Raw genomic sequence first — 2,196 nt, 5'->3', positions numbered from 1 at the left:
GGTCATCACGGCCACCGTGTCGCTCATGCTGATGTTCTTGGGATTGAGCACCGCCGCTCGCCTGCCCAGGCGCGCCACGTGGATGCGGTCGGCCACCTCGAACACATGCGGCATGTTGTGGCTGATGAGCACCACCGGCAGGCCGCGGTCGCGCACGCGGCGGATCAGCTCGAGCACCATGTTGCCCTCCTTCACGCCAAGCGCGGCGGTGGGCTCGTCCATGATGACCACGTGCCGCGCGAAGGCCGCGCTGCGCGCCACCGCCACGCACTGGCGCTGGCCGCCCGAGAGCGTTTCCACCGCCTGCGTCATCGACTGGATGCCGACCTTCAGGTCCGCCATGCGGGCCGCGCTTTCGTGCAGCATCTTCTTCTTGTCGAGCATGCGCAGCATGTTGCCCAGGAAGCCCGGGCGGCGCAGCTCGCGGCCGAGAAAGAGGTTCTCGTAGATGGTCATGGCGGGCGCCACGGCCAGGTCCTGGTAGACCGTCTCGATGCCCGCGCGCCGCGCATCGAGCGGGTTGCGGAAGTGCACCGGCGAGCCGTCGAGCAGGATCTCGCCCTCGTCGGGCACGATGGCGCCCGACAGCGCCTTGATCAGCGACGACTTGCCCGCGCCGTTGTCGCCGATCACCGCGAGGATTTCTCCTTCGCGCAGCTCGAAGTCGACACCGTCGAGCGCCGTGACCTGGCCATAGCGCTTCACCAGGCCCCGGGCCTGCATCACGATCTTGGGGTTTGCGACGGCATTCATCAGCGGGCTCCCCGGCGCGACAGCTGGTCTGCCGCCACCGCCAAGATCACGAGCACGCCCGTCACCAGCACCTGGTAGATCGAGGACACGCCCATCAGCGTGAGCCCGTTGCGGAACACGCCCACGATCAGCACGCCGATCAGCGAGCCCAGCACCACGCCGCGGCCGCCGAACAGGCTGGTGCCGCCGAGCACCACCGCCGTGATGGCGTCGAGGTTCTCGGTCTGCCCCGCGTTCGGGTCGCCCACGCCGGTGCGCGCCACCGACAGCAGCGAGGCAATGCCGTAGAGCGCGCCCGCCGCCACGTAAACGCCCAGCAGCACGCGCTGCGTGGGAATGCCCACCAGGCGCGTGGCTTCTGCGTTGTTTCCCACCGCGTAGATATGCCGCCCCGCGGCCGTTTCGCGCAGCACGAACCATGCGAGCGCATAGAGCACCAGCATCAGCACCGCGCCCCAGGCCACCGCGGCGCCGCCGACGGCGAAGGTGGTGCCCAGGCCCGTGAGGCCGGCGGGCAGGTCGGTGACGGTCTGCGAGGACGAATACAGCTGCGTGATCGCGAAGGCGATGTTCAGCGTGCCCAAGGTCACGATGAAGGGCGGCAGCTTGATGCGCGTGACCAAGAGGCCGTTGACCAGCCCGAACAGCGTCGTCACGCCGATGCCGCAAAGAATGGCCACCGGCACCGGCAGCCCGAGCTCGGTCGCGAACTTGCTCATGATGATGCCGCCCAGCGCCATCACCATGCCGCACGACAGGTCGATGCCCGCCGTGAGAATGATCAGCGTCTGGCCGATGGCGATCACGCCGACCACCATCACCTGCTGCAGGATCAGCGAGAGGTTGTCCCCCGTCAGGAAACGGTCGGACTGCGTCGCAAAGAAGATGCATGCGCCAAGCAGAGCCAGCCACGGCCCCAGGGCGCCCCACGGGATGTGGTGCTTCGGAGATTTCGCCATCAAAACGCTCCGATGCTTACTTCTTGCCCCAGCACAGCTCGGCACCGGTCTTGGTGTCCTTGCTGTCGACGCCCGACACGCTCTTGCCGGCGATCAGGGTCACGCCCGTGTCGACGTAGCCCGAGGCCTTCTTGCCCGTCTTGGCAAACTCCACGCCCGCCGCCACGCCCATGGCGGCCATCTTGAGCGGGTATTGCTGCGAGGTGGCGGCAATGATGCCGGCGCTGGTGTCCTTGATGCCCTGGCAGCCGCCGTCCACCGAGACGATCAGCACGCCCTTCTCCTTGCCCGCGCGCTTGAGCGCGTTGTAGGCACCGGCCGCGGCGGGCTCGTTGATGGTGTAGACCAGGTTCACCTCGGGCGCCTTCTGCAGGCAGTTTTCCATTGCGGTCTGCGCCTTGGCCTGGTCGCCGAAGCTGTCGGCCATGCAGACGATCTCGGGCGCCTTCGACAGCTCGTTCGACTTGGCGTCGTTGGCCGGCAG

At 67.7% G+C, this 2,196-nt stretch carries 3 protein-coding genes; all 3 read right to left on the bottom strand.

All coding sequences use genetic code 11. From position 1 onward, the window contains the following. Nucleotides 1-753 (bottom strand): ATP-binding cassette domain-containing protein (locus AC1DOC_RS30425; protein WP_478131200.1); only part of this gene is annotated, 753 nt, incomplete at its 3' end. Continuing rightward, nucleotides 753-1,712, bottom strand: a complete 960-nt coding sequence (locus tag AC1DOC_RS30420; RefSeq protein ID WP_012748451.1) for an ABC transporter permease — start codon at nt 1,710-1,712, stop codon at nt 753-755. The genes AC1DOC_RS30420 and AC1DOC_RS30425, both read right to left, overlap by 1 nt. A gap of 16 nt (nt 1,713-1,728) precedes the next feature. After that, nucleotides 1,729-2,196, bottom strand: a 468-nt coding sequence (locus AC1DOC_RS30415; protein ID WP_478131199.1) for a substrate-binding domain-containing protein, incomplete at its 5' end; no start/stop codon positions are given.

The organism is Variovorax sp. 01T439_2, assembly GCF_056398445.1.
The sequence above is the reverse complement of the archived record's forward strand: the minus strand, read 5'-3'. Positions and strand labels throughout refer to the sequence as shown.